This is a genomic window from Oceanobacillus iheyensis HTE831 (assembly GCF_000011245.1).
Taxonomy (GTDB): domain Bacteria; phylum Bacillota; class Bacilli; order Bacillales; family Amphibacillaceae; genus Oceanobacillus; species Oceanobacillus iheyensis.
Genome location: NC_004193.1, coordinates 332023 through 358204, shown reverse-complemented (window position 1 = coordinate 358204; position 26182 = coordinate 332023). Strand labels below are relative to the sequence as shown.

Below are 26182 nucleotides of genomic sequence, written 5' to 3'. Positions count from 1 at the left end.
CCTCATCTATGTATCTCAATTTCTTGTTCAACCATTTGTCCATAATACAGGAAACCTACAACTAATTTATCCTGATCGGAAGGTATAGCTTCAAAACTTCGTTGTCCAAATTCTCTCGTATATAAAATTTTAGCAACTCCTGAAGTTGGCGAGAGTTCTTCATTTTGTTCATTTTTTATTGTAATTGCTTCAGAAGTTAGTTCACTTTTTAAAGGATTTACAGGGATTATTTCGTACTTTATCGTCGTTGCCTTTTCTGTTAATACGAGTTGTTTTATGTGAATCCAATCATGTTTTAGTTTAATGGAGATGTTGATATCCTCAGTGTGTAAAGCTTCATTATTTTCCTCTGTCGCAAATGCTTGGACACGATGGAAACTAATGATAATAGAGTCCGTAATGTAAGGAAATAGAATAATAACCGTTGCGATTAAAATAAAACCTCTCCTTAGTTTATCAATATGAGATAAATGCGACATATTCGTAGACACCCCAAGCCAATCTCCTTTTTCTTATAAAAATCAGAATATTAATATTAAAACAAATAACACGACTTGTAAAGTGAATTTTAGGTATATTTTTCCATTAAAAAAGGATTACACAAGTTAATCCTTCTTTTTACTTATTTACTTATATTTTTCCCTAGTATAATTAAATCCCTATTCACGCTATCTAGTTTAGCAACGCTCGGTAGATGGGCCCATTGTTCAAACCCGAAGCGTTCGAATAATTTAATGCTTGGCTCATTGTGGGCAAATATGAATCCCAATAATATTTCGATACCATAAGAAGGACTTTTTTCTATGATATAGTTTAATAATTTCTTTCCTAGTCCTTCTCCTCTAAAACGTTCATCTATATATATACTAACTTCTGCAGTTTGATTATAAGCGGGACGTCCATAGAAGGATTCTAAACTAATCCACCCACAGATTTCTCCTTCTAATTCTGCTACTAATAAAGGCCTTCTGACAGAGTCATGTTCATTAAACCAATTTTGCCTCTCTTCTACAGTAACCGGTTCTGTATCAGCTGTTACCATTCTACTGACGATCGTTGAATTATAAATAGCTACTATCTCTGGTAAATCTTCTATAGTGGCGTTTCTAAAAGTTAAATTTTTACTCATGCTGTTGACCTACCTTATATTTTAGTTTTTTTCTTATTTATATTTTTACTTTATTTCATTCAGAATTGATCTATTTTGAATGAATGCCACGTTGTTTCTATAATCCGAACATCATTATTTTATAACCAACGGCGGCTAGATTATTTTAATCAATCGTTTGATTAATTTCCTTCTGATTGTAAGAAATGCTTTACTGCTCCAACTAGGTTCGCATGTTGTTTAAAAGAACAAGTATCTAGCTTTGGGCGAATTGTTTCGAAATGCATATTTTCCGTTAGAGCCTCATATTCACGATATATTTCAGTTATAAAACCTTCTCTCGCACTAATCCCTCCACCAAAAAGAATAATATCAGGATCATACATATGTTGGATATTATAAATTCCAACTGCAAGATAGTAAAAGAACTGTTTAATCGCACGTATACATTCCGGATCTCCGTTTGAAGCCATTTCAAATATTTGTTCACCGGTAAATATACTTTCATACGGAATACTTTTTTGCCTAGCGACTTCTTTTCTCAGTGATGATGTTGCTGCTAATTCGCTCCACGAACTCCACTGCTCTTCATGTTTAATGAGCATATAGCCAAACTCACCGGCATGTAAATGCTTTCCTCGCTGTACAACTCCTTGATGAATAAAAGCGCCGCCTATCCCCGTTCCTACAACAATAACAATAGCATTTTGCACCTTTTGCGCATTCCCCTTCCAGCTTTCTGCTAGGGCAGCACAATTTGCATCATTCTCTATTGAAACCATCTTACCAGTAGATTGTTCTATTAACGCTTTGATGTTTGGACCATGTATATATGGTATTGCACTCGTCCCGTGAATGACACCTGAATGCGAAACAGCACCAGGAGCGCTAATAGCAATACCTTTACTATTTGGATATTCACTGATCATTAGATTTACTTCTTCTAATAACCCAGACAAGTCCTTTGGTGTAATTATCCTATGTGTTTTACTTACATTGCCTTCCTGATCAATTAATCCATATTTTGTATATGTTCCTCCTAAATCAATCGATAGAAATGATTCCCCCATTTATTCCCCACCTCTTCATATAATAAGCGAGAAATCCTTCAACAGGAATTCTCATTCCCGTGTTCACAACACGTGATGAAAATGAATCAAAATCGTACTTCCTTACCGAATTAGTGACCAAAGTCTACACCAAGTATTTTTGTTACCAATGCTGAAAGTAGTCATTAATCACTATTTGCATGCTTTTCTACAGGATAAGCGTACGTAACAAAACGTTCCGGAGCATTGCCTACATAGTGGAATGGATAACATGTCGTTACGACTAAAACTTCTTCTCCCATTTGCCTGATTACAGAAGTGTCATCCTCTGGAACAATTTCTGTTTCTTTAATTTCATATGTGTACGATCCATAAGGTAAGTGAACAATGTACTGATCCCCTATTTCTATTTGGTCAAAATTCCGAAAAACAGTATCACGATGACCAGATAAGACAATTTGCTCTCCCTGACTAGGCAACACAGAGTTATCCAAATGTCCGACCCCTCGCTCTAATGAATCTGGATCAGTCCCAGCTACAATGGGTAGTGTTTTATCTAGTTTAGGAATTTCTAAAGTACCAAATGCTTCACCAGTTTTGGTTTTAAAATCTATTGGTTTCATGTCGTCAACTGACGTAGAACCTTCAACTTCCGTTACTCCTTGCTTTATACGCATTTCTGCTTCCAGCAAAGCCTCATCTTGTGATTTTTCTGTCTGATATAAATGAAATCCAGCTATCGCAACGATTACTATTCCAACTATTAATAGAAATCTACCCAAGAATTTCATCTGATCATCCTCTATAAAAAGTTCATTAAAAAACTGTATATTCTTTATATTAATGGAAATGACATTTGTTCACAATGTGTTTTTCCCCTTAGTTAATTAAAATTATTCATCTTATCTTACATTAATATTTGCTTGCGGAGCCCGTTCCTGCAAAATTTTTAAAAAGGCATCCTGGTCGTCAGGAGATAATTTTAATTCTCCTGTAATTCCACTCGAATAATATATAACAATTCCATTTGTCGCCATCATTGCTCTTGTTCCGATCAAAAAATTAGAAGTCGCTTCTATTTTAGTCATTTGAGAATACTTTATATGAAAACGAAAGAAACCGCTTTTCACAAGTAAATAGTCATAGAAGAAAATATAACAAAGATTAAAACATGGCAATAAAATAAATAATGTAGATAAAACAAATACACCAACAAGTATAATTAATATTAACCAATTAAAAGGAAAAATGATTACCGGGATTAAGCACACTATAAATAAAATGAGAGTCACTACACATAAAAATAATTTGTAGCCTCGATCCACTTTTGATTTAAACACTATACCCTTCATGAATACCCCCTCCAGATTTCCTACGATTTACATAGATCAATTAAGGGTAATTATATAATATTCGCAATAAAAAGAATATCCCTTACCTATCCTGAATAAGATAGGTAGGAACAGCGGATATTTGATACTATTTCAAATATCCTTTTTTGATTTACAGCGTAAATAATAAAAAGGAGGGGTAAATAAATTGCTATCCACATTATTAGAGGCATTGTTTTATATATTCTTTCTAATAGGGCTGATTAGTTTAATTATATCTGGACTGGTACTGGGAACATGGAAGTCAGGTCCTGATAACCGTGCTGATTATTATTCCCAATCAAAGGAACAACGTCATTATCGAACTAATTTCGGATTAAAAGCAGGAGGCATTGGTATCCTCTCTGCGTTAATAGCTGTATGTATTTATTTCGTTCAATGAATTCTCCTACCTCACCAAAATATCAAAAACCTCTATAAGAAAGAATCGTTTTTCTCATAGAGGTATTTTTGAAAATTCATCTATTACATTGCTGTTAATCCACCGTCAATCACAAATTCAGAACCTGTAGAGTAGCTAGCTTCATCCGATGCGAGGAAAAGCACCATATTGGAAACTTCTTCTGGCTGTGCCATGCGTTTAGATGGGATCTGTTTCGCAAATTCTTTAATTTGTTCTACTGCATCACCTTTTGTAACCATCGGAGTCTCAATTACACCAGGATGAACAGAGTTCACACGAATTCCTAATCCACCTAATTGAACAGCAGCTGCTTTTGTAGCTCCGCGTACAGCGAATTTAGAATCTGTATATCCTACTGCACCTGCTACAATTCCATTCATAGAAGAGATATTTACAATCGATCCGCTTCCTGCTTTTTGCATGGAAGGAACTACTGCTTTCATCCCTAAAAATACGGATACTTGGTTAATATCAATAATTTTACGGTATTGTTCCTCTGTCATCTCCATTAATGGAATACTTAAACTAATTCCCGCATTATTTACCAATACATTTACAGGACCAAAAGCTTCTTCTGTCTCAGAGATAACTGTTTCCCAGTCATCCGCGTTTGTTACGTCCTGCTTCACAAATTTAACATTTTCACCTAATTCATTTGCTAAAGCAAGTCCACCCTCTTCATTTAAATCCGTGAACACTACTTTAGCTCCTTCTTTTGCAAAAAGACGCACATGAGAAGCACCCATACCCCTTGCTCCTCCTGTAATAATTGCCACCTTATTCTCTAATCGCCCCATTATAATTCCTCCATTCTTTATGGAAAGGTTACCTATGAATATTTCCATAAGATATATAGATACATATCTTGTACTTCATTTAAATAAAGTATTGATAGAAAGACTATCATTAATTAAATTGTATACGAATTCTGATATAATTGCAAAACAAATTGATTCCCTGTATAAATTAACTATAGATTTATCAAGAAGGAGATTGTTATGGACGTTTCCAATAAAACAGGTTTGAGAGAAAAAAATAAAAACAAGCGCTATCAAAGTATTGTTAAAACTGCAGAACGATTATTCGCCGAATCAGGTTTAGAAAGTATAAAGATGCAGAATATAGCTGACGAAGAAGGGATTGGCGTAGCGACATTATTTCGATACTTTCCGAGGAAAGATAAACTTATCGTTGCCGTTGCAACTTCCATTATGGAAGAAGAACTTTATCAGTTTCAATTAATTATCAATAACGGCGAAAATGCATATAAAAAAATTGAACAAATATTTAACTTCCTAAGTCAAATTGTTACACATGCTTCTAAAAACTCTACAACGTTTATTGATGCATTTGAAAACTATGTTGCTATTTCTAAAGAACCCTTAGAAGATATAGGTTTATACGATGCAGTTAGAGAAAAGATCTATATTTTAATGTCTACACTTATCCAAGAGGGATCAAGTGACGGTTCGATTCGTAAGGATATAGATATTAAAGAAACAATGATATCTTTCATAAACAACTTTGGTTTATTTGCGCGTAAATTAGCATTAATGAAAGCTGTTAACTATTATGATGTAGAGGTGGAGCCACGGCGTCAGTTAGAAATTATGAAAGAGCTATATTTATCACATATAAAAGCTTAATTTGAAAGTTATACAGCGGGGTTTACAGAATGTACCTTCTTAAAAGGAATGGGGGAAATATATTGACAAGTTTTCAATCTTCAGATCAACTAAACCACTTTATACATACATATAACTTGTATAAAGGTGATACTATTCAACAAATCCAATTAAATCATCGAATGGAGCTAGTAAATGCTTTTCAAGTAGAAAAAGGAATGCGTATTATCGAAATTGGTTGTGGTCAAGGAGATACAACAGCTGCATTAGCTAATGCGGTAGGTGAAAACGGTAAAATTGTTGCAATCGACATTGCAAAAGAAGATTATGGAGCACCTTTAACACTCGGTCAGGCAAATCAGGTTATCAAACAATCACCTTTAGGTGACAGAATTTCATTTTATTTAGATACCGATTTCTTAGAATTCGAGACGAATGAAACCTTTGATATGGCTATACTGTCACATTCATCCTGGTATTTTAATAGCCCATCTCAACTTCAAAAATACTTTAGTAAATTACGTCGAATCACAAAAAAGCTATGCTTTGCGGAATGGGATCTAGCATACGCAAACATCCAACAACGTCCACACTTTCTTGCAGCATCCATCTTAGCACTATATTCAAACTTTGTATCCAATGATGGAAATATTCAACATTTGTTTGATAAGAGACAAATCCAAACATACATAGAAGATGCTGGATTTAATATAATTGATCAATCTACTGTCGATGCAACCTATTTACAAGATGGAGATTGGGAGAGATCCTATGCAAATTCCATTAGAGAGTCATTTTCCGAAGCGTCTCCAATGATACAAACACTTGTTGAAAGTTATTACGATATTATGAACCAGCCGGTTGAAGGGCAATCTTTAAATAGCTTTGTGTTATCTGCAATATAACAGTAGAAAGCTAGAAGGTACCTGCAAAAGAATTCCAAAAAAAGCGAACAATATAATGAAATAACCAATTATTGTTCGCTTCTATTAATAAAAGTTCCCTTCATCCCCACTAAGTACGAGGATACACTAATCATTTAGTATATTTTAGCCGGTACAACATGTATTATCCTCTATTTCACTTTCTGCTTTTGTATAAAAGAATTCCCATTCATTACCGTCAGGGTCAGTCACCCAAAACTTATCTTGTACTGCATAACAACATGTTGTATTCATCTCGTCACGCGCAAAAAAACCCTCTTTTTCTAATCTCTTTTTATGAGATAAAATTTCTTCAGCTGTCTCTACTTGAAATCCAAAGTGGTTCACCTGGTTTCCTCTCACCTCATCCTTCAAATTGAGTGTGAAATTTATGCCAGGTTTATCAAGTAAAAACTTAGCATAGTTAGACTTAGATTTTACTGGTTCCACCCCAAAAACTTTCGAATAAAATTCGATGGATTCATTAATCTTTGTTACATTTACCCCAACATGAACATACTTCATTAAAAACTCCCCCTAAATCGTTATATCAAAAAAAATTGATGTATTGACTAAAAATTAACATGTACTTTTTTCTCCTTCTTTTCTAAATATGCAACATAGTTCTTCCGATAACAGATTATTTACTTCCTTATCATTTAAAGTGTAATAATTCCATTTACCTTTTGTATCTTTAGTAATTAACCCTGCGTCTAATAAAATCTTGAGATGATAAGATAATTTTGATTGAGAAACATCAAATATATCCGTTAAATCGCATACACAGGTTCTTCCTCTTTGGCAAAGTTCATACATTATTTCTAAGCGTTTTTGATCGGCAAGAGCCTTGAATTTTTTTTCATACTCTAAGAATTGGGTCATATAGATCAGTCCCTTACATCAATTTTTCTTGATATGTTGATTATAAAATATTAAGATAAATCCCACAAGTTTTACATCAACTTTTTTTGATGTATGTTAGTAGCGTTGAATTATTAATTTAATCACCTTACAATGTTATATAATTTCTCTGCTTCTTTCTCAGAAATTGAATAAACTGTATTTGTATCTTCGACTGTCATTACCGACCCAGAGGATTCATATAACCACAGATATAATTCTTGGCTCGCTTCGTCATTGATTATCAACTCCACATCGTAAACTGGATCTATCATATCTACTACTCCAGGTTGTTTTACAGCACTATTAATAGCATGTTTAAATTGTTTAATCTCTTCTTCGTCCTTTATTTCATTAAAAAAATCATTACTAATTTCAGACGCAAAACCATTGGATTCAGCTATTCGAATGGTTTGCACTTCTCCCTTAATCAATCCATTTCCGAAAAAGGAACACCCCGTCAATAACATGATGAATAACAAACTCATGAACACATATGACTTTTTACTATTCACCGCTTCCTTCTCCCTTCCAATCTGATTGTATTAAATTAGACGGTTTTTATAAGAGAAAAGTTTCACTATACAAAAAGAAAATAAATGACATTAAAAAAGCATACCAACTATTAGTGTTGATATGCCTTTTCTAAATAATTATTACTTCTGATGTTTTTCTTTATACGATCTAGAGTATTGATCTGCAGCATAGATAGCATCTGCAACATCATCCGCAGTAACATTAAATGCTTCATGAATTGTTTCTTCATCAACAGTCGCTGCTTCTGCAACTTTCATAATATCTTCACGAGTTGCATCTTTCAGCTTGATATCTTCTAATGTTACTGGAAGGTCTAATGCGATATATAATTTAATATATCGTTCGATTTCTTCTTTTGAGCGCTCCTCTAATGCCAATTGAACTAAGGTACCAAAAGCAACTTTCTCACCATGAGTTAAGTGATGAATTTCACCTTCTAAGGCAGTAAAACCATTATGGATCGCATGTGCTGCACCTAGTCCACCACTTTCAAATCCAAGTCCACTTAATAATGTATTTGCTTCAACAACATTCTCTAGAGCAGGTGTTACTGCTTTTGCTTTCACTGATTCATATGCCAATTCCGCATAGTTAAATAGCGTTTCTTCACATTTTTCTGCAATAGCTTGTCCTGCTATCGTGGTTATTCCACCAGCCATTGTTTTACCTTTATTTTCAATCACACTCCGTGCTTCTACCCAAGTGGCTAATGCATCAGCAATTCCTGATGCTAAGAAACGTTTAGGAGCTCCTGCAACAATTTTTGTATCTACAATTACTAAGTCTGGGTTTTTATCATAAAAACGATACCCTTCAAACACACCATCATCGGAATAAACTACAGAAAGCGCACTAGTTGGAGCATCTGTTGAAGCTGTTGTTGGTACAATCACCGTCTGACCTTTTACTTCATCAGAAACAGCTTTTGCGGTATCTAGTGTTTTACCACCACCAACCCCTACAACTACAGTAGAATTAGATTCATCTGCAATCTTAGAAATTCGCTCCATCTCAGCTTTGGAAGCTTCTCCGTTAAATACTACTTCTTCTACTTCAATACTCTCTTCTTTTAAATTCTTTACAACGTCATTCGCTGCTATTTCCCATACATTTTCATCTGCAATAACAATTGCTTGATTACCAATATCTTTAACGTATTCGCCAATTCGTTGGATTGCATTCTTTCCTTGTACATATTTTGCTGGACTTATAAAAATTCGTTCACTCAATGTGTACACTCCTTTATACCTATGTCTATTAATACATGTCTATTTATATATTCCCATGTAATACAAATTTAATTCATAAAATTTAAAGAGTGCATCTTTAGCCTTTTTATAGTTTAAACGATTCGTCAATCAAATCAGAAACGATCATCGCTCCTACCTTATTGCCTTCACCAGCCGCCATAATTAATTGCGAAGGAGTCGAAATCGTAGCATCTCCACTTGCATAAATACCAGGAATACTTGTTCTACCTAAACCATCTGTTTTAATCCCACCATTTTCTGACATGACACACCCTAAACTTTCAGCAAAAGGAGATGACTGCTTTAAACCTACTGTAACAAGACCACCTTCACGAAGAATTTCTTCTCCACTGCTAAATCTTATCTTTTGAAGCTTTCCATTTTCTCCTATAAGTTCGTCTATCTTCTCTTCCATGACTTGAATACCATTTTTAGCAAAAGAGCGTTTTTGTTCTTCATTCAATAGTTGATTTCCGTTCGTGCACACTACAATATCTTTACTCCAATTAGATAACTTTTTGCCCATATGAAATGCTGCATCTTTATTCAAAAATGACTACTAACGCTTGGTCTCTCATTTCCCATCCATCACAAAACGGACAACTGAATAAGCTGGACCCATAGAACTTATCGAGTCCTTCCACATGTGGAAAAACATCCTTAAGCCCCGTTGCAAGGAGCACCTTTTTTGTTTGATATAAATCTCCGTTTTCGGTAATTAATTGATAATGATTGTTTTCTCTATGGATTTCATTCACACGTTGCATTTCCATACTAACCGTAGGATATTTTAATATATCTTTTTTTCCTAATTCTTTTAATTCAGAAGGATGAATTCCATCTCTCGTTAAAAAACCATGTGATTCATGGGTCACCTTATTTCTAGCGTTATCATCATCAAAGACAACCACTCTTTTTCCAGCTCTACCTAATACAAGTGCCGCACTTAATCCTGCGGGCCCTCCACCAATAACAATACTATCTAACATTTATCATACACTCCTTTTAATAAATATATTAAAGACTCATAATATCTATAATAGATTCAAAAAAGAATACGCTCCATTAAAGATTTTTTTGAGAGCGCATTAACTTTGCAATATCCACAATATATTTACGATCTAAAGATTCTTTCATTTTTTCTTCCGCTTCAATCATGGCATTCTCTATTAAACATTCTTCATTTCTAGAAAAATCGTCATCATGATCGATGGAACAATAAAATAACACTGTTTGTCCTTCTATGGCACGAATAACATCTAAAAACGTAATATTGTCCGCTTTTCTCGCTAATCGATATCCACCTTTAGCACCTGGCGTAGACTCTATTAATCCCGATTTCACTAATTTGGTCAATATTTTGGAAAGATACGTCGGAGACAACTTCTGCGTTTCCGCTAATCGATCCACACCAATCGATGTACCCTTTGGTATATCCGCTAAATAGACCATCGTGTGCAATGCATAATTTGTTGCTTTAGAAAACTTCATGCTAATACCCTTTCTCAAATAACTATTATAGACCTATATTATCTACAATTAATTTTACAACGAGTTCCTCCTATTTGCAAATGGAATAATTTTCATTGTGTGAATTTCATATACATGATATATTATTGTGATAAAATCATTTAATAAATTTTAAGCGTATAAATGTACTAAATCCGGTTCGGCAACATATTGTAAGAATAAATGAAAAGGACGTGACGTGATGAAACGATATTTAATAATTGCATTAATGATTCTTATATTACCGATTTCTCAATTAACAGTCGGCTCGCATAGTCACGTAAACCTAGACAAAGCAAACATTGTAGAACATCAGAGCACAGTCGATTTATCTTATTCTCAAAGTGGTTATAACGATAAAGTTATTTTCCTATCGATTTTCTCAGCCATCATTATAATTAATTTGGTTCAACGACTTTCGAGTAATTTTCAAGTGCCTTATGTTACTCGCAGAATTCAATTCACTCCGATATTTTATCAGTCGAGTTATCTGGGAGAATCTCCTTTGACAAACACTAATTAAACAGTTTATCAAAGGAGGTAACAATCAATGATTATTCGTTATATCATTGTTGGATTCTTTTCATTAACAGCCTTGTCAGTCTTTACGTATCAAGGTGTAGAAGTATTCCATGCCGTATCAGATATATTAAAATCAAAATCATAAGATCACGTAAAATTAACAGATATAGAACAAAAGCGCAAGCGCCCGTTTATAACCGTATGTCCTGCGCCCCTGGTTTTCAAGGGGTGGTTCGACTGGTCGAACTTCTTTATTTCTTTGAGATAAAGGAAACACGATAAGCGTATGCGAATCGATGTTGACTTTCACCGCAAGGGCATAAGTGCGACTTAGCCTCACAAAGAACACTCGGCAGTCTTCTTTTCACCATTGGCATAAGTGCGACTATACCTCATAAAGAACATTCGGCAGTCTTCTTTTCACCATGGCATAAGTGCGACTATGCCTCATAAAGAACATTCGGCAGTCTTCTTTTCGCCATGGCATAAGTGCGACTATGCCTCATAAAGAACATTCGGCAGTCTTCTTTTCACCATGGCATAAGTGCGACTATGCCTCATAAAGAACATTCGGCAGTCTTCTTTTCGCCATGGCATAAGTGCGACTATGCCTCATAAAGAACATTCGGCAGTCTTCTTTATCGTAAGGAGGTCTCCGGAAGGACAATAGGTGATGGGCGCTGGAGCTGGACGTGGCTAATTAACTTAGTTGTTTATCCACAGTCCAAAAATTTATAATTTCCTAGACAACTAAACAGGAAGTGCCTCTACTGGCACTTCCTTTTAATATGTACAACATTAGAGAATAAATTCTTTCCCAAAATAAATCGTTACAATTGTTAAAGCAATAAGAACGATATTCTCTACTGCTCCTCCAGTTCTTGTGGTTATTGGCAAACGTACTGTTACCGAAGCAGGATATAATAACTTTATGCCATTTTTTGTACATGCATCTAAAACTAAATGACTCGCCATTCCAACCAACACACCCATAATAATTGACTGATTATCGGTGATTAGCGTAAGGATATATCCAATTAGTACTAAAAATATCAAACTATGTGTAATGGTACGATGTCCAAAAATAGCATTGATAATGTTTGATAAAATTGGAAAACGCCTTCCAATCTTACTTCCACCATGACAAATATCCGGTATGATGGAACCAATAACACCTGAAATAATTAATGCTGTTGGATCATAATTCGAATAGTAGGCATAGGCAGTCGTAGCCGCAATACCTCCCATTATATGTGTCTTTCCCGTCATTGCTTTCTCCCTAAATAAATTATTTGTTTCTTCTGCTGTAGCAATCACCATGAGCTTGAATTATTTTCACTAATTCAGGAGGACGCATATCAACAAAGGAGAGCTTATCGATTTCCAACCACTCGGGTGTATATGATCCTCTACCTTCATTGAAAAATTCTGCTCCTTTTCCTGTTCCAAACTCACCATCGATTAATTGAGCAGCAAAATAATATTGTATACCATTATATGCTATTTCTGCAATACACTCTCCAATTGCCACAAGTAGTCCTAACTCTTCATATGCTTCTCTTTTCGCAGCTTCTTGAGGCGATTCTCCTTTTTCGATTCCTCCGCCTGGAAAAACATAATAAACTTTACCCTGGAAATTGAGCAATGAGATTGACTCAGTTACTAAAAATATAGTATTTATGTTAAAATAAAACTACCGAACGTTCGGTTTTATTTTTGATTATACAGAGGTGATATGTATGTTGGAGTACATTATATTAGCAGCTACTGCTTGGTTTATGGGTTTCTTCCCTTTATTCGAAATTTATTTAGCGATTCCAGCTAGTATGGGATTAGGTTTAGATATGGTGTCGTCAATAATATGGGCATGGTTTGGTAATTTCTTTGCAATACCTTTTATTGCTTATAGTTATGATTGGTTAACGAAATTTAATAAGATCAATAAATACTTTTATAAATTAACCCAATCAAAAACCAGCCAACGTTTAAACAAAGGTGGATTTATGATTATTCTTTTAGGAACTCCTTTGCTTGGTTCGTGGGCGATCGGTGTGATTGGAAAAGTCATTGGAATGGATAAAAAGCGTCTATTTTTATCATCGGCAATAAGTATTGGCATATATGGAATCTTAATAGGAGTTCTTACAAAACTTGGGATTGATTTATTTTCATAATCCCGCTTCTTTTTTTACCACATAGGTAATCGCGTTTGTAGTCATTAACACAGGCTTTCCTTGTCTTTCAATCGTATACTCGAGCGGTTTCACTACATGTTTCACAACTGACCAGCTTTGGTATACTTTTTTTAATTTGTTTATCATATCTGCTGTCGGTAAATTCACTTCCATCTGGGCCTCTAAATCAAGGCCTGTTGTTATATCTACTTCCCTAACTTCTGAATTAATAATTATGCAATCTATACCTTTATGCTTCGTGCCCGCTTTCATTCCGTGTAGGACTTTATCGAGTTCTGATTCTGTCCGAACGTGCTCAAGACTGGAAACAGCTATAATAAAATCATATGTATTTGGATAAATTGGATAGGTACCAATATCCTGCTTCACTGCTTGGATTCGATCTTCGACGTGATAAATTTTACTATACTCACTGAGCTTCTCGATGGCCGAATCTAATAAATCGACACAGGTAACGCTCCCTTTCCCAACAGAGATCGCTTCTGCAACCGGAATACTGTTCCTTCCTATACCTGCACCTAAATCTAGTACCTCCAACGGTTCTACTCCTCTGAAATACGGGATAATATCCAGTACAGATTGAACAGGTTTATATAGCCAAGATCCTTTTTCAAACAAAGCGAATTTCTCATAACACTGATCATGATATAATTTCTCTTCTCGACGTATCTTGGCTATACGATCCATTCTAATTCTCCTCTACTTAGTCAACTTTCTAACCAATCTGCTCACCATTTTATTTACGCCAAAACGTTGAACAATTAACCTTATCATTGATATTAAACTCAATCATGCTTTCAATTAGAGAGTACTCCACTTCACTCTCCCACCGAATCCGAACTATCTCTTTCGTATGGTCATAACCAGCCTGTTCAATTTCCTCTATAAACTGATTTATTCCCGCCTGTTCAGGAGCAACCGCTATATGCTTTTTTGAAACACTAAAACCAATAATATACGTTCCATGATTGGTAAACATTGGCTGATTCCATTTTATCTCTTGATTTAAATCAGGATACTTGTTTGTTATCCAGTCTAGAATTTCTTCCATTCTTGAACGATGATTAGGATTTTCCATTGTCTGTAGAAATTCATCAAATGTGTTCATAAACTAACCTCCTAGTACTAATAGGCTTCATATAAAATAAACTATTACATATACTTGATAGGATCTGTGGCACCAGCTTCTTCAAATCCTTGTAATCTCAATCTACAACTATCACATTCACCACATGCTTCTTCTCCACCTAAGTAACAAGAAGTAGTTAAGTGATACGGTACGTTTAATTTCATTCCTAATTTGACGGTATCTCCTTTTGATAAATCAATCAGTGGAGCCTCAATCGTCATTGCAGGATTTGCGTTGGTCCCTTGATATATAGTTTGTTGCATTGCTTCTATAAACTCAGGACGACAATCTGGATATCCACTATAATCAACCGCCGATACACCTACATATATTTTTTCTGCACCTATGGCTTCTGCATAAGAAGCAGCAATTGATAGGAAAATTGTATTTCTTCCCGGAACATATGTATTTGGTACATCTTCACCGACACCTTCTTGACTTACTTCCATTGATTGATCGGTCAAAGAACTGCCACCAATCTCTTTTAAAAATTCTAGTGAAAATACTTTGTGTTCCGTTACATTAAAATAGGAAGCTACCTTTTTAGCATTTTCAATCTCACGATCATGGCGCTGACCATAGTGGAAAGAAATTGGATACAATTCATACCCTGCTTCCTTGCCAACTCCCATACACGTCGTACTATCTAATCCGCCACTTAATATAACTACTGCCTTTTTACCAGTCATTATTTAACACTCCTATGTAATATATTCCAAGTTCTTTCTTCTAAACTAGCATATTAGTATCTAGACGTGAAGGATTGGTTTTATCCTTTACTAGGTAATAGGAGGTTCATTTTGATTTAAATACATAACTGACTTTCTCATAATCCATTTTTTCTTCATAAAAACGATGGGCTTGATAACGTTCAATTCCCGAAGAGAGTGCAACACTCTCGTATTTATTATCTGCTGCCCAAGTATGGACAAAGTTTAATAGATATTCTCCATAGCCTCGCGAACGATAAATATTATCTGTTACCAAATCGCACACCCATACAAATCTGCCATAGTACAGCGTGATCATTGGTTTAAGACCAACTACAGCTACCATCTTTTGATGATCATACAAAGCATAAAGACGATAATTATCTTTTTCTACCGCTTCCGATATGAGGCTAATATAAGATCCTTTATCAAGATGGGTCCGTAATTGTTTCATGATAGGAAATGCTTCTAGCCATTGATCTTTTGTTGTTAGCATTGTAATTTTCATAGCGTATTCTCCTGTACATTTTTTAATAGACTTTCAATAATTAATCCATTTTCACCTTCTCCTTATTACTTTCATGAATTTCCTTCATGCCGTCAAAAAAGCTATATTCTTTTTTGCAAAATCCCTCTAATTGTTCGTTGTCTTTACCTAACTGTTCTAAATAATAACGAGATACTTCTACTCTTTTTGCCATTTCTTGATAATCAACAGTAGTTGTTCCGTGTCCGGGAACGTGATAGTAAATTGAATGCTCTTTAAAAATTTGCATTGCTTTATCTACCGTACGAACATAGTCCCGATAACTACTAAAAATAAAAGGAAATTCCACATCTGATAGATAATCCCCAGACAAAAAAATCCCATATGGATCTACAACCGTAAATATCCCATCAGACGTATGTCCAGGAGCTTTATAAAAATGTAGTGTGACCTCACCAATTTGTAATGTTTGACCATCGTTGACTACATGAACATCGACGTTAGGATACTCAGGCGTATAATTTCGATATAAATAGTACTTCTGATCAAACTCTTCAATATCTTTCATAATTTCTTGCTTATGTTTATTGGCACTAAACTCTTCTGAAGCAATCACATAAGCCTCTGGAAAAGCACTAGCTCCAATAATATGATCGAAGTCACTATGCGTATAAATAATGTATAATTTTTTGTTTCCAATATGTTGGGATACATAGTTTCTAATTTCTTGCACTTCTTCTGGTAGCCAATTCGGATCTGTCATAATAAGTGCTTCTTCTGTGTGAATGACGGCTGTCGTTGTTTTGTATAAGGCACTTTGAAACACGGTCAGGTTATTATCTTTGAATTGAATCATTCCAATAACTCCTTTCATTAACTAATTCTAAATTCATTGGTTAATTTATATATCTTTTCGGAAGCATATGATTCGATTCGCCTCTGTAAACCCTAAGCGAAGATGCATAGCAAGACTTTGTTCATTACCCAATTCGCAGTCACTTGCAAACTCTAAACATCCTTTTCTTTTTGCCCAACGTTCACATTCTTTCACTAATTCTCTTGCTACTCCTGAATTTCTATAATTCTCCAGTACATATATCCCTTCTAAATACCCAACTGGGCTTGAGTCCGTACCTTCTACATAATCAACTCGAAGCTGACATTGCGCAAATCCAATTGCTTCATTGCTATGATAAGCAAGTAAGATAGCAGCATTGTCATCCTCAATGAGTAGTTCCATTTCTTTTTCTAATTCGTTAACAGTGTGACTTGTATATAATTTACAAGCAAGCAAAGTAGCTACTCTAGCTTCACCTAACGTTATCTCTTTGATCATATGCTTTCCCTTTCAATTTTTCCAGACATGATGGATTCTGGTATCGCTTCACCATTAGCCCAATTCTTTAAATAAAAAGATACTACATTATCACCTTGTGCCAAACAAGTAGTTACCTTTGAATCATGAAAAGAATAACTAAAGGTGTGGAGGGTCCCAAAGAAATCATCATAGTTTTTAAAGAATAGCGGAGAATGGCTATCTTTAAATTGTTCAAACATTTGCTTCTCGGAAAATCCTTGTTTGTTCAACTCTTGCATATGCATATTTCTTTTCTCGGAAAACTCTATATGCTGTCTATTTTTTTGATGCAAATCTTGGTTTTGAAAGTGATTTACACAAGTAAGGTAGCTATTGTGTTCACGCATTACCACTTTATTTGGACTAGCTTCAACAACAGCTATATCTCCAGACTTATCGCCAATGGAAAAATTATAGCAAGCGGCATGTGGTATCTCTTTTAACATGTTCACCGCCTGACTAGTGCTAGAACATGTATCCAATACCATTCGTATTGCTGTCCACGCAGAAATTCCAATTTGATATTCAGTATAACTTACAAAATGAAGTCCAATTACGAGTCCCTCGCTATTAGCACCGTCTATTCTACCTAAAACTTGTTGTGAATAACCAGCCGAAGCAAATGATTTCTCTGGATCTACTAACTGAAATAAATGGTCGTATAATAAAGGAGTAAAATCATAGTTTCGTACATAGTATTCATTTGTGATTGTTGCACTGCATCCCATCGTATCTATTTTTGGTATGTCATACCCACTAAATATAGCGGCTGCTTCTTTATAGGAAATATCTAATCCTTCTGATATTCCTTTCAATTCTTCTATAAGGTGTGGGGCAAAGGTAGTAAATATCGATTCCATATTTGCTATGTCTATCGTTGGTTTCATCTTTTCTTTATACACGTTTACAATATTGTTATTCTTAAGTTGTTTACCAATGCTATATCCAATGTCAAATGAACTACCCCTGCATTGAAAAATATCTACTTCATATGACTCACTCATTATTCCTCACGCCTTCCATGATTATCTTTTACGTTTTAATTTTCAGATTATTTTTATTGTATCATAATTATGTCTCAATCTTACTAATTTACGAAGAACACAAGACTGTAAGCGAAAAAACTTAGAAAAGCTGAAAAAGTAGTAAATAAAGCAGTCCTCTAAACCAAAAATACGTTAGGAAATCTAAAAAATGGGTAATAGAACGGTTCTCTAAACCAATAATTCGTTTGAAAAGCTAAAAAGTGGGTGATAGAGCGGTTCTCTAAACCAATAATTCGTTTGAAAAGCTAAAGAATGGGTAATAGAGGTTCAATTGGATTCATAATCGGAAGAATATTGGATGTAGATGATTTGATAAATACCTTAGGGAGAATCATTGCATGTTTTTATTAAGAAATTGGGAGAGAAGGGGGGTGGGACAAAAGTATTTAATTAAATGAGCAATCCGAATGACTTGCTTTTAAACCTGCTTCAGAAATATACTGCGCTAACCCTAAGGCGGCTAGCGAGCCTCCGTCTTGCCCAAAATTTTCGTTTTGTCCCAGCCTCTTTCCTACATTCCTGTTATTTTGGTAATGGAGCTTTGTCAGAAATTAATCCTTCACTGATTAATTCTTGCCAAAACGCAGCAGGTATAGATTCTTGCATTGCGCTTAAATCTTCCTTAATACGACTCGGTCTTGTAGAACCTGGAATTACTGCACTAACCGCTGGGTTTGCTGTTGAAAATTGTAATGCAGCTGCTTTTAGAGTAATTCCATGTTTATCTGCAATTTGTTTTAATTGCTGTGCTTGTTTTTTTACTTCTTTGCTTGCTGGTTGATAATCAAAATGATCGCCTCCAAGCAACGCACCAGAATTATATGGAGCACCAACAACAAACTTTTTACCTGTTTTTTCAGCAAGCGGCATCATACGCTCTAATGCTCTTTCATGCTGCATAAGGGTATATTGTGTTGCTGTTAGAGAAAGATCTGGATTCGCCTCTTCTAATTCCATAGCTAATTCTATTGGAATCGTTGTATTAACACCAAGTCCCCATGATTTAATTACTCCCTCGTCACGCAGACGATCTAAGACTTTAAATGCACCATTGCGCGCTTCATCAAATTTTGTAATCCATTCATCTCCTAAGAAATCCGGTGAAATATCATGAACAAATACCATATCCAAATAATCTGTATTTAATCGTTTAAGACTATCTTCTATCGATTGAAGTGTAGCCTCTTCAGAATAATCGGTTACTATTTTATGTTGGGGAGCATCTTTAAATAGTCCTTCTCCAGAGCTATTTTCCTTCTCATCCAAAATAATTCTTCCAACCTTTGAACTTAACAAATATTCATTTCGATTTTTGTCTTTAAGTGCTTTTCCTAAACGTTGCTCTGCTAATCCAGCCCCATAAAAAGGTGCCGTATCAAAATATCGGATACCTTGATCCCACGCATTTTGTATTGTCTCTTGTGCTTCTTCTTCAGACACGTTTCGGAACATATTTCCTAAAGGAGCAGTACCTAAACCAGTTTTTTTATTTAAAGCTTCTTGTAATTTCATTATTCATCGCCTCCTTAAACTTCTCACGTTATATCTTTCCCTGTAAAACAAAAGAATTAAACATAATTGAAACATGAGTAGTATTGTATCAGAATTCCATGAAACTTTTCACATGATTTAGTCGTAATATATATTAAGGGGTGATGGAAATGAAACAGGGTCAAGGTTGTATAAAGTGTGGTAGTACGAATGCAGATCAAAAGGATGTATCCATGACTGGCTCAGGCCTATCTAAAATGTTTGATGTCCAAAACAATCGCTTCACCGTAGTTTTCTGCCAAGATTGCGGTTACTCTGAGTTCTATAATAAAGATAGCTCAGCTGCGAGTAATGCATTTGATCTGTTCTTCGGTGGCTAAATACTTAAAAAAATTAAAAGATCCGTCTGAGGATACACACCCTATAAGGGATGAATCTCAGGCGGATCTTTTTGATACTATTTTTCTATTTTCCCGTCTTTAATGACGGTTGTTATATTTTCATTATTCGCTAGCAGGTTAATATCGTCTAATGGATTGCCATTAACAATAATTATATCTGCTAACTTTCCTTCTTCAATGGTACCAACTCTGTCTTGCCATCCCAAACATTCGGCGGCTGTTTTTGTTGAAGCAACAATCGCCTCCATCGCTGTCATCCCTGCTTCTGTCATCAAACCTAGCTCACGTAAATTTGTTCCATGCTTCATCACACCAGCATCAGTTCCCATTGCAATTTTAACACCGGCTTTATGGGCTTTAGCAATACTAGCTTTATGAATTTCAATAACTTCTTTTGATTTTTGTACTGCCGTATCAGGCATACCCGTCTCTTTAGCTGTTTCTAGTACAGCAACTGGTGCAAGTAATGTAGGAACAAGGAACGTGCCTTTTTCTATCATCAAATCAATTGCCTCATCATCAAGAAATATTCCATGTTCTATCGAATGTACCCCTGCTCTTACTGCGTTTTTAATTCCTTCAGCACCTTGAGCATGCGCCATTACTTTGACTCCTTTTCGGAAGCGCCCTTCTTCTACAATCGTCTCTAGTTCCTCTTGCGAAAATTGAGTAAACTCTGGATGATCCGTAGCACTTAGAACACCACCAGTAGCATGTACCTTAATAATTTCTGCTCCGGCACGTAACATCTCACGTGTCTTCTTACGCACTTCTTCTACACCATCACATTTCCCACTTGGCATGCCTGGATAATCCGAAGGCAGTAAGTCAACTTCACGTCCAGAAACAGTATAACCATCTCCATGTCCACCGGTAATCGTAAGCGCATTGATACTTAATTGTAAGCGTGGTCCTGAAATCAAACCTTCTTCTACCGCTTTCTTCACACCAAGATCAGTACCAAGTGCGTCTCTTACAGAGGTGATTCCTGCTTTTAATGTGGTTTCTAAATATTTCGCTGCTTGATAATACATAAAAGAAAAAGGTGTCTCCAATCTTTCTGCAACTGGAGAAAATTCCATCATCATATGCACATGTGTATCAATCATTCCAGGAAGTATTGTTCCGCCCTCGGCATCTACAACTTGCTCCTCGCCACTACTTGAATAAGCTGTTTCTGGTCCTACGTAAGCAATTTGATTATCTTTTACTACAATAACTGCATCCTTTTGTGGTTCACCACCATTTCCATCTATAAATAATCCGTTTTTTATCAGTAAAGTTGTCATGATATCTCCCCCAAAAAATTATAATGTTTCCACTAATATTCCTGCGATTACAACAGAGGCTACCGTCACTGTAGTAAATCCACCGATTAACATTGGTGTTAAAATTTCATCAAAAATAGTCTGTTCCTCTTCTTTATTACGAGCAATACTTCTGCTCACTTCTTCACAAAGTATATAGTCTGCTGGAAATCCAAATAATGCTGTTAATGCGACAGGCATTCCTTTATATGGATGCCATTTAAGCAACTTAGATACCAGAAACCCGCCAACCGAGAGACCAAATGTACCAAGTAACAATAAAACAATAATACTAGGTAAATTATTTAACACATCTTGTGGTCCAACATCCGCCATGGTTCCAATAACGACAAAGATAATTCCAATCATCGTTATATTGAATGAATTGGCTTTTTCTAGTGATTTATGTTGGAAAATACCTAATTTCAATCCCCCAACACCTATCGCCAGACACCAAAGACTGTAGTGTATTGGTGTTAACTCTCCTAGCACTATACCGATAGCTGCCCCAACAAATATAAAGAACAGTTTTAATGTTGCACTTGATCTAATTGGTCCTTCTGGCTTCTCTGTTTCCTTAGTGGCACTTGCTTCCTCTTGATTTATCGGTACAAAGGTGCCGTTATCTATTTTCTCTTGGATCGTAAATGCATACTTACGCAAGAAATACTGTGCTAAAGGCATACCTAGTACACCTTGAAAAGCGACAACTAATGCTGGAATTACGACCAAACTCGTTAAACCGAGTTCTGATAACCTTTCTGAAGTAACAATAAGTGCTACAATACCTCCACTTAATGGCCCCACACCCGCAACTGCGGTTGGATAATCAAACATGAAGCTCACGATAATTAATACGAGTGCACCTGACACAACCAGTCCGCCTAAAGAAATAAGTACGGCTTTATACTGGCTTTTTAAAAGTGAAAAAGGAATCATCGTCCCCATATGCAAAATTGCTGGTCCAACTAATATAGCCCCAAGCGCTGCGAACTGTGAAGTTGCGAGCAAATCAGTTGGAAAAATGCCTGTCCACACACAAACGAGGTATCCAACCATCGCCGTAAGCAACATCGGAACTCTTGCCCTTGTAATAATAGAAATATATTCTCCTAGAGCAATTAGTGCAAAAATAAGTGTTGTAGCAACCAGTGGATTACTGATCATGAAATAGCCCTCCTTTTTTGATAGAAATTAATTAATGATTTCGAAAATTCACTCTGTGAGTAGGGCTACCTCTATATGAATAGTCCAAAGTCTGAAAATGTAGAGTGATTGCTAATTATTATAAACGCATAATTAGTCAAAAATCAACATATTTTTCAGAAAAAAATGAAGAATTTCGTTATTCCATTTATTCCCGCCATTTTTAGAGAAACCGTAATTCCAAGGAGATTAAACTTTGCTTTAAATTACATGAGGGACTATTTCTTGCTTGTCCTTCTTATTTCGGGCACTCATCTTCGTTATGACTTACCATTTCTTGCTTATCTTTCTTATTCCGGGCACTCATCACCGTTATGACTTACTATTTCTTGCTTGTCCTTCTTATTTCGGGCACTCATCTATGGGATAATGTAATTCAAGTTGTTAATTACTTCCCAGGTTTCCCAATAGAAAATCCTTCAAAAAACCTTCCACCAAATGGTTCTAGGATTCTATCCACAAATTCAATCATGCAATTCTTCTCATTATGTTGATAGAAAGCATCCAAGCTCTGTATCAATTCATCCGTTAGATTGGCATCATATATATGTAAAGCACGGTACATTCCTTTCGATTCTCCAACCCATTGATTATCTGTTCGTAAAATAAATTCACTTACAAGATCAGCGAGCTTATTTATTATAAATAATTCCTCTGATCTATTTTCACTGCCAATAAAGTCATCTAATACATCCGTTATAAAGTAACGTTTTAAATCAACCTCTTCTTCCATCCAATTATCAGGTCCATTCATTAAAATTTGCTTCGCTTCCCCCCTAATCTTATCTATTACCCCATCTTCATTTTTAATAATTATTCCATTAGCTACCATATCCGGCAAAGAAGGCCGAGCTCGCTTGCGGTCTGACTCAAAGAAAAACTTGAATGATTCTCTATTATGAACAAATGCTTCCACTGGCCACCCAAAAGCATGAAATGAAGTTCGATAAGCTGCTGGCAATTTTTTATCAAAAATAACGATATCAAGATCAGAAGTATTTGTTGCCTCCGCACGCACTACACTCCCTGCTAAGATCGATCCAGTACACTCAGGGAAATGCTGCTCCACTATTTTATTGGCTGCTTCTATTCCATCCATGCGACTTTTTATATCTTTCATTACTTCTCCTCCTCAAATTAATAATTACCATTTAAAGGGAATTTCCGATATACTATAGAATACAAATGAAAATCAAAATTACTTAAGGAGGAAAAACATTCATGCGCTACTTTGTAATGATTCTCTTCGTTTCAATAATTGTTCTGACCGGTTGTAGTTCAAAAGCTGAACAATCTGTTACTAAAAACCCAACTCCATATGAATTCCTCCAAAATGAAAACGCAGACATTTTCTTGTTAGAAGATACTGTCTTTTCCAATGCTATAAACATAGAATGGGTTCAAGAAGAAACATATACTATTGGTGAGGAAATTGGAGAGATTTCATCCCAATCGAATGAAGCTAAAGATTTCAAAAACGGGACTGCTAATAAACTACCTGTAGGAACAAAAATTTATGAAACCGATACGCAAATATTTATTGCAATTGTAGAAAACAGAGAAATTCCATACCTTCAGATGGTGGAAGGATAATGGAATTTCTTTCTACATAGTCTTCTTAATATGGGAAGAGATACATTGTAAAAGGTTCTCATCAATAGGATCTATCGGACTTATTTCATCTGCTTGACCCCAGAGCTTCAAACCTGAAGTCTCTTTATTAGGTATAAATGTTTGAAGCTCTTCTACTCTTGCGTAAAACAATGGATTATATTTAACCTTCCCAAGTTTATCTTTTGAAATTAATATTCCTATAAATGCCATATCCATTATGGACTGACTTGTCTCTTCATACAGTTCTCTAATTGCACATTCTTTTGGAGATTCATTTTTTTCTCTTTTCCCTGCAGGTAATTCCCATTGTTTTCTCAACGTATTAAAGCATAATAGATATTTACTTCGACATTCAATTATCGCAAAAGAACCTGATAATTCAGGAATTTCCACTAAATCAGATTCATCTATCATTAAGATATTTACAAAACTTATTCCATTAACATTTGGCATTGTATTTTCTCCCTCAAACTAATGCTTACTTATAAACTCCAATGCTTTCTCAATAATATAAGCTTGGTCATTATCCAGCGTTGCCACGTGATAACTTTCTTTTAGAGAAATTATTTCTTTCACTTCAGATTGAATTTCCTTATAGATGACCTCCGAATTATATGGCGGCACAACATGATCCTCATTCGATACAAATATGAATGTCGGGCAAGTAACTTTATTTAAATCTAATCGCACCTGCTCCATGAGCCCTACAATCTCTCGAATTGATTGAACTGGTGTTTTTTCATATGCTAATTCTTGAACATTCGGCTTTTTAATATCCGAACCAATTGCATCAATAAATCGGGTATCTTTCATAGTAGTCGCTGTTTCCATATCCGGCACTTCTATAGCTGCATTTATTAGAACAATCCCTTTTAATCCACTGTACTTTTCTGCCATATATAGAGATAATGTTCCTCCCATTGACAAGCCACACATGTAAATGGTGTCACATCGCTTTTGGAGCCACTGATATCCTTCTTCAATCGATTGAATCCAATCATGAAAGGTTGTCTTCTCCATATCTTCATAGTGCGTTCCATGTCCTTTCAATCTTGGTCCACACACAGTATATCCAGCATCCGCAAATGCTTTCCCAAGCGGCCGCATACTTTGTGTCGTACCCGTAAAACCGTGTGAAACCAATACGCCTACACGATTCCCTTCAAAATGAAATGACTCTGCTCCTTCTAATACTGTATATTGTTCTGCCATCTGAATCCCTCCATTAATTGAATATTATCAGACCTGAATCAACTTCATCATTAATATATTTAGTATAAAACCCGCAACTTGTCTCGTTTGATTTCCGTTGCAAACGAATGCTTTCCTCAGGTACGGCTTGCAACATCGTTAACTTCTTAGGTCGATCACCATTCGATATAGAAAAAAAGCTAGACCAAAAGAAAACAAAGGAAGAAGTACAAAAACTCGAAGCCAATTCTCTGCACCTAGAAAATATAATGCAGGAAATAAAAATAGCATGCCACTTATAAATGAAAACTTCCATTCTTTAAACCATAAAGCGCCAATTAACAAAACAAATCCGGAAATAGTAAAGATCCAAAAAATTAAGCCAAACCAATAAAAATCCAGTCCTAATCACCTCTCCACCAAGCTATACTTTTCCTTAAAATCAGGACTCAATTCACTCCACACATCAAATTTATTGCCATCTGGATCATAAAACACGAAATTTCTCCCGGCATGACCTCTATCTTCTAGTTCACCAACACGAACATCACCTTCTGCCAATTCAATTCGTAATGATTCTAGTGAATTAATTCCATCTACTTCAAATGTTAACGAAAAATGTTCTTCTCCATTTAAATCTATAAAATTAGCACTCTGTCCAGACGGCGCCTTAACAAGAAAAATGCTTTGATTTGCCAGATCTAGAATACATTTATCATCATCTTGATAGTTCACCCGTGCACCTAACTGCTCCACATACCAATTCACAGAAAGTTCTATATTACTAACCGGAATATAGGTTGTTCCAATTCGCCACAGCTTTTCATTCAT

Annotated in this window: 36 protein-coding genes; 7 read left to right on the top strand and 29 right to left on the bottom strand. The window is 35.5% G+C overall.

What is annotated here, in order from left to right:
• Positions 1 to 2: 2 nt before the first annotated feature.
• From OB_RS01900 to OB_RS01880, 5 genes are all read right to left on the bottom strand, one after another.
• A complete protein-coding gene (locus tag OB_RS01900) occupies positions 3 to 491 on the bottom strand; it encodes a hypothetical protein (protein WP_011064738.1) in 489 nt (162 codons plus the stop codon).
• 131 nt (positions 492 to 622) lie between these two features.
• A complete protein-coding gene (locus tag OB_RS01895) occupies positions 623 to 1129 on the bottom strand; it encodes a GNAT family N-acetyltransferase (protein ID WP_011064737.1) in 507 nt (168 codons plus the stop codon).
• A gap of 161 nt (positions 1130 to 1290) precedes the next feature.
• Positions 1291 to 2178, bottom strand: coding sequence for an ROK family protein (locus OB_RS01890; protein WP_011064736.1), 888 nt, complete (start codon positions 2176 to 2178; stop codon positions 1291 to 1293).
• 164 nt (positions 2179 to 2342) lie between these two features.
• Positions 2343 to 2948, bottom strand: a complete 606-nt coding sequence (locus tag OB_RS01885; protein ID WP_011064735.1) for a class D sortase — start codon at positions 2946 to 2948, stop codon at positions 2343 to 2345.
• Between the two features lie 111 nt (positions 2949 to 3059).
• Positions 3060 to 3509, bottom strand: a complete 450-nt coding sequence (locus OB_RS01880; RefSeq protein ID WP_011064734.1) for a PH domain-containing protein — start codon at positions 3507 to 3509, stop codon at positions 3060 to 3062.
• Between the two features lie 187 nt (positions 3510 to 3696).
• On the opposite strand from OB_RS01880, the gene OB_RS01875 reads away from it, so the two are divergent.
• A complete protein-coding gene (locus OB_RS01875) occupies positions 3697 to 3930 on the top strand; it encodes a DUF5316 family protein (protein WP_011064733.1) in 234 nt (77 codons plus the stop codon).
• 83 nt (positions 3931 to 4013) lie between these two features.
• On the opposite strand, the gene OB_RS01870 is transcribed toward OB_RS01875, so the two are convergent.
• Positions 4014 to 4748: a glucose 1-dehydrogenase gene (locus OB_RS01870; protein WP_011064732.1), complete on the bottom strand. Its 735-nt coding sequence runs from the start codon at positions 4746 to 4748 to the stop codon at positions 4014 to 4016.
• Between the two features lie 201 nt (positions 4749 to 4949).
• Here OB_RS01870 and OB_RS01865 point away from each other — a divergent pair, with 201 nt between their 5' ends.
• Positions 4950 to 5597: a TetR/AcrR family transcriptional regulator gene (locus tag OB_RS01865; protein ID WP_011064731.1), complete on the top strand. Its 648-nt coding sequence runs from the start codon at positions 4950 to 4952 to the stop codon at positions 5595 to 5597.
• Between the two features lie 62 nt (positions 5598 to 5659).
• Complete coding sequence (locus tag OB_RS01860) at positions 5660 to 6481, top strand: class I SAM-dependent methyltransferase (RefSeq protein ID WP_011064730.1); 822 nt, start codon at positions 5660 to 5662, stop codon at positions 6479 to 6481.
• A gap of 144 nt (positions 6482 to 6625) precedes the next feature.
• Here the strand turns inward: OB_RS01860 and OB_RS01855 are convergent, their stop codons facing one another.
• From OB_RS01855 to OB_RS01830, 7 genes are all read right to left on the bottom strand, one after another.
• Positions 6626 to 7024 (bottom strand): ArsI/CadI family heavy metal resistance metalloenzyme, encoded by a 399-nt coding sequence (locus OB_RS01855; protein WP_011064729.1) that lies wholly within the window; start codon positions 7022 to 7024, stop codon positions 6626 to 6628.
• A 54-nt stretch (positions 7025 to 7078) separates the two neighbouring features.
• Positions 7079 to 7381 (bottom strand): ArsR/SmtB family transcription factor, encoded by a 303-nt coding sequence (locus OB_RS01850; protein ID WP_011064728.1) that lies wholly within the window; start codon positions 7379 to 7381, stop codon positions 7079 to 7081.
• 122 nt (positions 7382 to 7503) lie between these two features.
• Complete coding sequence (locus OB_RS01845) at positions 7504 to 7887, bottom strand: hypothetical protein (protein ID WP_231846980.1); 384 nt, start codon at positions 7885 to 7887, stop codon at positions 7504 to 7506.
• A gap of 168 nt (positions 7888 to 8055) precedes the next feature.
• Positions 8056 to 9165, bottom strand: a complete 1110-nt coding sequence (locus OB_RS01840) for a glycerol dehydrogenase (protein WP_011064726.1) — start codon at positions 9163 to 9165, stop codon at positions 8056 to 8058.
• A 106-nt stretch (positions 9166 to 9271) separates the two neighbouring features.
• The gene (locus OB_RS18730) at positions 9272 to 9736 is read right to left on the bottom strand and encodes an FAD-dependent oxidoreductase (protein WP_011064725.1); all 465 of its coding nucleotides are present in this window, start codon (positions 9734 to 9736) and stop codon (positions 9272 to 9274) included.
• Positions 9729 to 10175, bottom strand: coding sequence for an NAD(P)/FAD-dependent oxidoreductase (locus OB_RS18725; RefSeq protein ID WP_011064724.1), 447 nt, complete (start codon positions 10173 to 10175; stop codon positions 9729 to 9731). Before OB_RS18725 ends, OB_RS18730 begins: the two co-directional genes overlap by 8 nt.
• A gap of 76 nt (positions 10176 to 10251) precedes the next feature.
• Positions 10252 to 10677, bottom strand: coding sequence for an Rrf2 family transcriptional regulator (locus tag OB_RS01830; RefSeq protein ID WP_011064723.1), 426 nt, complete (start codon positions 10675 to 10677; stop codon positions 10252 to 10254).
• A 220-nt stretch (positions 10678 to 10897) separates the two neighbouring features.
• Between OB_RS01830 and OB_RS18275 the strand changes: the two genes are divergently transcribed.
• Positions 10898 to 11218: a hypothetical protein gene (locus OB_RS18275; protein WP_011064722.1), complete on the top strand. Its 321-nt coding sequence runs from the start codon at positions 10898 to 10900 to the stop codon at positions 11216 to 11218.
• A 797-nt stretch (positions 11219 to 12015) separates the two neighbouring features.
• On the opposite strand, the gene OB_RS01825 is transcribed toward OB_RS18275, so the two are convergent.
• The gene (locus OB_RS01825; protein WP_011064720.1) at positions 12016 to 12486 is read right to left on the bottom strand and encodes a metal-dependent hydrolase; all 471 of its coding nucleotides are present in this window, start codon (positions 12484 to 12486) and stop codon (positions 12016 to 12018) included.
• 19 nt (positions 12487 to 12505) lie between these two features.
• On the bottom strand, positions 12506 to 12889 hold the full coding sequence (locus OB_RS01820) for an NUDIX hydrolase (protein WP_041544077.1): 384 nt from the start codon (positions 12887 to 12889) through the stop codon (positions 12506 to 12508).
• Positions 12890 to 12956: 67 nt separating this feature from the next.
• On the opposite strand from OB_RS01820, the gene OB_RS01815 reads away from it, so the two are divergent.
• The gene (locus OB_RS01815; protein ID WP_011064718.1) at positions 12957 to 13391 is read left to right on the top strand and encodes a small multi-drug export protein; all 435 of its coding nucleotides are present in this window, start codon (positions 12957 to 12959) and stop codon (positions 13389 to 13391) included.
• Here OB_RS01815 and OB_RS01810 read toward each other — a convergent pair.
• The 8 genes from OB_RS01810 to OB_RS01775 form a co-directional block, all read right to left on the bottom strand.
• Positions 13386 to 14099, bottom strand: a complete 714-nt coding sequence (locus OB_RS01810) for a class I SAM-dependent methyltransferase (RefSeq protein WP_011064717.1) — start codon at positions 14097 to 14099, stop codon at positions 13386 to 13388. The two genes, OB_RS01815 and OB_RS01810, sit on opposite strands and share 6 nt — an antisense overlap.
• Positions 14100 to 14148: 49 nt before the next feature.
• On the bottom strand, positions 14149 to 14520 hold the full coding sequence (locus OB_RS01805) for an iron chaperone (RefSeq protein ID WP_011064716.1): 372 nt from the start codon (positions 14518 to 14520) through the stop codon (positions 14149 to 14151).
• Positions 14521 to 14564: 44 nt separating this feature from the next.
• On the bottom strand, positions 14565 to 15230 hold the full coding sequence (gene queC, locus OB_RS01800) for a 7-cyano-7-deazaguanine synthase QueC (RefSeq protein ID WP_011064715.1): 666 nt from the start codon (positions 15228 to 15230) through the stop codon (positions 14565 to 14567).
• Between the two features lie 106 nt (positions 15231 to 15336).
• The gene (locus OB_RS01795; RefSeq protein WP_011064714.1) at positions 15337 to 15759 is read right to left on the bottom strand and encodes a GNAT family N-acetyltransferase; all 423 of its coding nucleotides are present in this window, start codon (positions 15757 to 15759) and stop codon (positions 15337 to 15339) included.
• A gap of 40 nt (positions 15760 to 15799) precedes the next feature.
• Entirely contained in the window at positions 15800 to 16594 is a 795-nt protein-coding gene (locus OB_RS01790) for an MBL fold metallo-hydrolase (protein WP_011064713.1), read from the bottom strand.
• A gap of 45 nt (positions 16595 to 16639) precedes the next feature.
• Entirely contained in the window at positions 16640 to 17074 is a 435-nt protein-coding gene (gene aac(6') / locus OB_RS01785; protein ID WP_011064712.1) for an aminoglycoside 6'-N-acetyltransferase, read from the bottom strand.
• The gene (locus OB_RS01780; RefSeq protein WP_011064711.1) at positions 17071 to 18099 is read right to left on the bottom strand and encodes a C45 family autoproteolytic acyltransferase/hydolase; all 1029 of its coding nucleotides are present in this window, start codon (positions 18097 to 18099) and stop codon (positions 17071 to 17073) included. The genes aac(6') and OB_RS01780 overlap by 4 nt, the downstream gene beginning before the upstream one ends.
• 564 nt (positions 18100 to 18663) lie before the next feature.
• Complete coding sequence (locus OB_RS01775; RefSeq protein ID WP_011064710.1) at positions 18664 to 19653, bottom strand: aldo/keto reductase; 990 nt, start codon at positions 19651 to 19653, stop codon at positions 18664 to 18666.
• 149 nt (positions 19654 to 19802) lie between these two features.
• Here OB_RS01775 and OB_RS01770 point away from each other — a divergent pair, with 149 nt between their 5' ends.
• A complete protein-coding gene (locus tag OB_RS01770; RefSeq protein WP_011064709.1) occupies positions 19803 to 20012 on the top strand; it encodes a zinc ribbon domain-containing protein in 210 nt (69 codons plus the stop codon).
• Between the two features lie 77 nt (positions 20013 to 20089).
• Here OB_RS01770 and OB_RS01765 read toward each other — a convergent pair whose 3' ends face one another.
• From OB_RS01765 to OB_RS01755, 3 genes are all read right to left on the bottom strand, one after another.
• On the bottom strand, positions 20090 to 21322 hold the full coding sequence (locus tag OB_RS01765) for a metal-dependent hydrolase family protein (protein ID WP_011064708.1): 1233 nt from the start codon (positions 21320 to 21322) through the stop codon (positions 20090 to 20092).
• Between the two features lie 18 nt (positions 21323 to 21340).
• Entirely contained in the window at positions 21341 to 22507 is a 1167-nt protein-coding gene (locus OB_RS01760) for a hypothetical protein (protein ID WP_011064707.1), read from the bottom strand.
• Between the two features lie 427 nt (positions 22508 to 22934).
• Positions 22935 to 23666: a nucleotidyltransferase domain-containing protein gene (locus OB_RS01755; RefSeq protein ID WP_011064706.1), complete on the bottom strand. Its 732-nt coding sequence runs from the start codon at positions 23664 to 23666 to the stop codon at positions 22935 to 22937.
• 101 nt (positions 23667 to 23767) lie between these two features.
• Here OB_RS01755 and OB_RS01750 point away from each other — a divergent pair, with 101 nt between their 5' ends.
• Positions 23768 to 24139, top strand: a complete 372-nt coding sequence (locus tag OB_RS01750) for a hypothetical protein (RefSeq protein WP_011064705.1) — start codon at positions 23768 to 23770, stop codon at positions 24137 to 24139.
• Positions 24140 to 24151: 12 nt separating this feature from the next.
• Here OB_RS01750 and OB_RS01745 read toward each other — a convergent pair whose 3' ends face one another.
• The 3 genes from OB_RS01745 to OB_RS01735 all read right to left on the bottom strand — a co-directional run bounded on the left by OB_RS01745 (position 24152) and on the right by OB_RS01735 (position 26182).
• Positions 24152 to 24613 carry an NUDIX domain-containing protein gene (locus OB_RS01745; protein WP_011064704.1) on the bottom strand — a complete coding sequence of 154 codons (462 nt, stop codon included), beginning with the start codon at positions 24611 to 24613 and terminating at the stop codon, positions 24152 to 24154.
• A gap of 18 nt (positions 24614 to 24631) precedes the next feature.
• The gene (locus tag OB_RS01740) at positions 24632 to 25372 is read right to left on the bottom strand and encodes an alpha/beta hydrolase (protein ID WP_011064703.1); all 741 of its coding nucleotides are present in this window, start codon (positions 25370 to 25372) and stop codon (positions 24632 to 24634) included.
• A gap of 387 nt (positions 25373 to 25759) precedes the next feature.
• On the bottom strand, positions 25760 to 26182 hold the full coding sequence (locus OB_RS01735) for a VOC family protein (RefSeq protein WP_041544075.1): 423 nt from the start codon (positions 26180 to 26182) through the stop codon (positions 25760 to 25762).

Coding starts and splice junctions, on each gene's coding strand:
- OB_RS01750 (WP_011064705.1), top strand. CDS start 23,768: ATGCGCTACTTTGTAATGATTCTCTTCGTTTCAATAATTGTTCTGACC.
- OB_RS01770 (WP_011064709.1), top strand. CDS start 19,803: ATGAAACAGGGTCAAGGTTGTATAAAGTGTGGTAGTACGAATGCAGAT.
- OB_RS01775 (WP_011064710.1), bottom strand. CDS start 19,653: ATGAAATTACAAGAAGCTTTAAATAAAAAAACTGGTTTAGGTACTGCT.
- OB_RS01845 (WP_231846980.1), bottom strand. CDS start 7,887: ATGAGTTTGTTATTCATCATGTTATTGACGGGGTGTTCCTTTTTCGGA.
- OB_RS01805 (WP_011064716.1), bottom strand. CDS start 14,520: ATGAACACATTTGATGAATTTCTACAGACAATGGAAAATCCTAATCAT.
- OB_RS18275 (WP_011064722.1), top strand. CDS start 10,898: ATGAAACGATATTTAATAATTGCATTAATGATTCTTATATTACCGATT.
- OB_RS01825 (WP_011064720.1), bottom strand. CDS start 12,486: ATGACGGGAAAGACACATATAATGGGAGGTATTGCGGCTACGACTGCC.
- OB_RS01745 (WP_011064704.1), bottom strand. CDS start 24,613: ATGCCAAATGTTAATGGAATAAGTTTTGTAAATATCTTAATGATAGAT.
- OB_RS01790 (WP_011064713.1), bottom strand. CDS start 16,594: ATGATTCAATTCAAAGATAATAACCTGACCGTGTTTCAAAGTGCCTTA.
- OB_RS01850 (WP_011064728.1), bottom strand. CDS start 7,381: ATGACCCAATTCTTAGAGTATGAAAAAAAATTCAAGGCTCTTGCCGAT.
- OB_RS01740 (WP_011064703.1), bottom strand. CDS start 25,372: ATGGCAGAACAATATACAGTATTAGAAGGAGCAGAGTCATTTCATTTT.
- OB_RS01795 (WP_011064714.1), bottom strand. CDS start 15,759: ATGAAAATTACAATGCTAACAACAAAAGATCAATGGCTAGAAGCATTT.
- OB_RS18725 (WP_011064724.1), bottom strand. CDS start 10,175: ATGTTAGATAGTATTGTTATTGGTGGAGGGCCCGCAGGATTAAGTGCG.
- OB_RS01780 (WP_011064711.1), bottom strand. CDS start 18,099: ATGAGTGAGTCATATGAAGTAGATATTTTTCAATGCAGGGGTAGTTCA.
- OB_RS01765 (WP_011064708.1), bottom strand. CDS start 21,322: ATGACAACTTTACTGATAAAAAACGGATTATTTATAGATGGAAATGGT.
- OB_RS01830 (WP_011064723.1), bottom strand. CDS start 10,677: ATGAAGTTTTCTAAAGCAACAAATTATGCATTGCACACGATGGTCTAT.
- OB_RS01885 (WP_011064735.1), bottom strand. CDS start 2,948: ATGAAATTCTTGGGTAGATTTCTATTAATAGTTGGAATAGTAATCGTT.
- OB_RS01870 (WP_011064732.1), bottom strand. CDS start 4,748: ATGGGGCGATTAGAGAATAAGGTGGCAATTATTACAGGAGGAGCAAGG.
- queC (WP_011064715.1), bottom strand. CDS start 15,230: ATGACTGGTAAAAAGGCAGTAGTTATATTAAGTGGCGGATTAGATAGT.
- OB_RS01760 (WP_011064707.1), bottom strand. CDS start 22,507: ATGATCAGTAATCCACTGGTTGCTACAACACTTATTTTTGCACTAATT.
- OB_RS01810 (WP_011064717.1), bottom strand. CDS start 14,099: ATGGATCGTATAGCCAAGATACGTCGAGAAGAGAAATTATATCATGAT.
- OB_RS01890 (WP_011064736.1), bottom strand. CDS start 2,178: ATGGGGGAATCATTTCTATCGATTGATTTAGGAGGAACATATACAAAA.
- OB_RS01880 (WP_011064734.1), bottom strand. CDS start 3,509: ATGAAGGGTATAGTGTTTAAATCAAAAGTGGATCGAGGCTACAAATTA.
- OB_RS01865 (WP_011064731.1), top strand. CDS start 4,950: ATGGACGTTTCCAATAAAACAGGTTTGAGAGAAAAAAATAAAAACAAG.
- OB_RS01895 (WP_011064737.1), bottom strand. CDS start 1,129: ATGAGTAAAAATTTAACTTTTAGAAACGCCACTATAGAAGATTTACCA.
- OB_RS01755 (WP_011064706.1), bottom strand. CDS start 23,666: ATGAAAGATATAAAAAGTCGCATGGATGGAATAGAAGCAGCCAATAAA.
- OB_RS01815 (WP_011064718.1), top strand. CDS start 12,957: ATGTTGGAGTACATTATATTAGCAGCTACTGCTTGGTTTATGGGTTTC.
- OB_RS01855 (WP_011064729.1), bottom strand. CDS start 7,024: ATGAAGTATGTTCATGTTGGGGTAAATGTAACAAAGATTAATGAATCC.
- OB_RS01735 (WP_041544075.1), bottom strand. CDS start 26,182: ATGAATGAAAAGCTGTGGCGAATTGGAACAACCTATATTCCGGTTAGT.